The following is a 2,912-nucleotide window of genomic DNA, read 5'->3' as shown; positions in this document are numbered from 1 at the left end:
GGGTCAGCTTCTGACCCTGGTCGTCGCTGAACACGTCGAAGATGTAGCGCGCGCCGTGGGCCTCGACGTTCCGCAGGACCTTGCCGGTCCCGTCGAAGGTGACCACGGCGAACGAAGGACGGTTATCGGCGTAGCTGAAGATCCAGGTCTTCGTCGGGCCGTAATAGATGACGGGGCACGTCTTGCTGGTCGGCGCGYCGTCGACCGGCGCGTTGATGCAGGCGGTCTGCAGTCCGGCGGGGATCGACGGAACCTCCGCGGAGGGGACGAACTGAACCTGAGGCGTATTCGGAACCGCCTGGGCCTGAGCGGCGGACGTCGCGCAGAGCAGAGCGCCGAAGACGCCGGCGGCGGTCAGCAAGGCTTTCAGCGAAACAATCTTGGTCATGTCGGCGTCTCCCCCCAGACTTATGGTCAAGTCTGATAACGCCGTTATCTCGAATCCGCAATCGCCGCGCGCAAGCGCCGGCGGGGGTTGAGGCCGCCTACTTGTCGGGAGGTGACGGCGGAGCGCCTTGCGGCGGCTCCTCGTCCGGCGGCGTCGGCACGGCGGACGGCTGGGCGCGGTTGTTGGTTCCCGCCTTGAGCCGGCCGCCCGAGGCGATCAGCGAGTCGTAGGCCTGTTGCTGGCGCGAGAAGTCGCCGCCGCGGGCGAACATCGCGTCGAACCGGGCGTCGCGGCCCGAAGCCGCCGAAAGCGCCGCCGCCAGGGCCGGGGCGATCGAGCCGACCTCGGCGTCGTCGCAGGCCCGGCGCAGGTGACGGGCCTGGCCGGGCACCAGCAGGGTCACGTCCCACGAGACGCCCTCAAGGCACACCGGCTCCACCGCGCCGCCGCCGTAGTCGACGATCACCGAGCGGGGCTGGTTCCACAGCGGCGCGCCGAGCAGGGCCTTCAGCGGGGCGATCTGCTGGGTCGCGAGTTCGGCGTCGATGTCGACCCGGCGGCCGATCTCCGGCGTGCAGCAGCCGAGGCCGGCGCGGGCCTGGACGAACGCGCGGCCGTCGCGGCGCACGGTCACCCGGACCACCGCCTGGCGCACGCCTGTCGCCGGCCGGGCCCAGACCTCGAGCACCAGTTCGCCGCGCTTGATCAGTTGGCTCTGCAGGGGCTGCAGGCCCCAGAGGCGGTAGAGCAGGGGATCCACGCCGTTGTCGATCGGGACCAGTTGCTCGCCCGGACGCAGACGGCGGCCCTGGAACGGGTCCTGCTCGGGCGGCGGCTTGGGGATTTCAGGCGACCACCAGACGACGGGGTCGGGAGGCGGCGGCGGAGCAGCCTGGGGAGCGGGTTGCTGGCCGGCGAGGGTGAGCCCCGTCAGGAGGCCGGCCAAAAGCATCGCGCCCGTCATGACTACATTCCTTCAACGCCCCGCTCGATGGAAAGCACGCCGGTGCGCGACAGTTCCACCAGGCCCAGCGGGCGCATCAGGTCCAGGAACTTGTCAATCTTGGACGGCACGCCCGAAATCTCGAACACGAAGCTTTCCAGGGTGGTGTCCACCGGCTTGGCGCGGAAGATCTCGGCGATGCGCAGGGCCTCGACGCGGTCGACGCCCTGGCCGCGCACCTTGACCAGCGCCAACTCGCGCTCGACGCCGTTCGGGTCGCGGGTCACGTCGTGCACGCGGCGGACATTGACCACCTTGTTCAGCTGGGCCTCGATCTGGTCCAGCACCTGGCGGGTGCCGCGGGTGACCACGGTGATCCGGCTGGTGTGGGCCTTGTGGTCGGTCTCTGCGACCGTGAGGCTTTCGATGTTGTAGCCGCGGGCCGCGAACAGCCCGACCACGCGATGCAGCACGCCCGGCTCGTTGTCGACCAGCAGGGCGAAGGTCGCGGTCTGCTCCACCTGGGCGGCGCCGGGCATGTCGTAAGCGGAGGCGGGTTGAAGGTCGGTGGTCATCAGGCGCGCTTCTTTTCTGCTTTGGCCACATGCTGGCGCAGCACGCGGTTGATCTCGGTCTGATAGGGCTTGTCGCCCGCATGTTCCTTGAACCAGCCTACGACGTCGGCGTCGAGCCGGATGGTGACGGGCAGTTTGATCGGGCGATGCAGGCCGGGACGGAAAGCCGTCGCCCACTGCTCTTCCGTGAGTTCGGGGATATCGCTGAGGTCGATATCCTCGTCGCGCAAAGCTTCCAGACGAGCCAGTTGTTCCAGCTCTTCGGCGCTGAACGGCTTACTGTTCATACTGCCTTCTTTCCGAGGGCGTCGCTTTTCGGGCGCTGATGATCYTGACATGGTCGTCATCGTCTCCTGCCGGATAGGTATGGACCACGAGCACGATCATGGCATTCCCAACAAGGCCGACAGCGTGCCAGCGTTGCTCGCCATCGACCACGCGATCCAGCAGGAATGCGACATGAGGATCGTCCCATACCCGTTGAGCGAACTCGAACGAAATTCCGTGCTTGGCGAGATTGAGTCTCGCCTTCTCGGCATCCCACTCAAACGACATTTGTACGTACAATTTTGTGCGCACAAACTTTATTCGTCAAGCTTATCCACCCCATCGCCCGCTCCCCCTCGTCACTCTCAGTCGGAGAGATTGAGGAAAGGGGCGGCGGAGTTAAAGCGAAGAAACCGGGCTTTTAGACCAGCCCGGCCCCCGCCGCCCCGATCACGTTTCCGATGTCCTCGACGTCGCCCATGATCATTTCGTTGTGGGCCTTGCCCGAGGGGATCATCGGCAGGCAGTTCTCGTGCTTCTCGACGCGGCAGTCGAAGACCACGACCTTGTCGCTGTTGATCATTTCCAGGATCTTGCCGTCCAGCTCGGCCGGGTCCGAGCAGCGGATGCCGACGGCGCCGTAGGCCTCGGCCAGCTTCACGAAGTCGGGCAGACTGTCGGAATAGGAGTGGCTGTAGCGCTYGCCGTGCAGCAGCTGCTGCCACTGGCGGACCATGCC

Annotated in this window: 6 protein-coding genes; all 6 read right to left on the bottom strand. The window is 66.6% G+C overall.

Going from position 1 to position 2,912, the window contains the following annotated elements:
* On the bottom strand, window positions 1-388 hold a 388-nt coding region (locus AC1DZ6_RS22725; RefSeq protein ID WP_477099381.1), incomplete at its 3' end, for a hypothetical protein.
* A 97-nt stretch (window positions 389-485) separates the two neighbouring features.
* On the bottom strand, window positions 486-1,352 hold the full coding sequence (locus AC1DZ6_RS22720) for a hypothetical protein (protein ID WP_477099380.1): 867 nt from the start codon (window positions 1,350-1,352) through the stop codon (window positions 486-488).
* A gap of 2 nt (window positions 1,353-1,354) precedes the next feature.
* Complete coding sequence (gene ilvN, locus AC1DZ6_RS22715) at window positions 1,355-1,906, bottom strand: acetolactate synthase small subunit (protein ID WP_477099379.1); 552 nt, start codon at window positions 1,904-1,906, stop codon at window positions 1,355-1,357.
* Window positions 1,906-2,193 carry a BrnA antitoxin family protein gene (locus AC1DZ6_RS22710; protein WP_477099378.1) on the bottom strand — a complete coding sequence of 96 codons (288 nt, stop codon included), beginning with the start codon at window positions 2,191-2,193 and terminating at the stop codon, window positions 1,906-1,908. The genes ilvN and AC1DZ6_RS22710 overlap by 1 nt, the downstream gene beginning before the upstream one ends.
* Complete coding sequence (locus AC1DZ6_RS22705) at window positions 2,183-2,461, bottom strand: BrnT family toxin (protein WP_477099377.1); 279 nt, start codon at window positions 2,459-2,461, stop codon at window positions 2,183-2,185. Before AC1DZ6_RS22705 ends, AC1DZ6_RS22710 begins: the two co-directional genes overlap by 11 nt.
* Before the next feature lie 133 nt (window positions 2,462-2,594).
* Window positions 2,595-2,912, bottom strand: a 318-nt coding sequence (locus tag AC1DZ6_RS22700; RefSeq protein ID WP_477099376.1) for a thiamine pyrophosphate-dependent enzyme, incomplete at its 5' end; no start/stop codon positions are given.

Source organism: Caulobacter sp. P1_B12_2 (assembly GCF_056406675.1).
Note: the sequence above shows the minus strand (reverse complement) of the source record. Positions and strands in the feature narration are given on the sequence as shown.

Coding starts and splice junctions, on each gene's coding strand:
- AC1DZ6_RS22710 (WP_477099378.1), bottom strand. CDS start 2,193: ATGAACAGTAAGCCGTTCAGCGCCGAAGAGCTGGAACAACTGGCTCGT.
- AC1DZ6_RS22720 (WP_477099380.1), bottom strand. CDS start 1,352: ATGACGGGCGCGATGCTTTTGGCCGGCCTCCTGACGGGGCTCACCCTC.
- ilvN (WP_477099379.1), bottom strand. CDS start 1,906: ATGACCACCGACCTTCAACCCGCCTCCGCTTACGACATGCCCGGCGCC.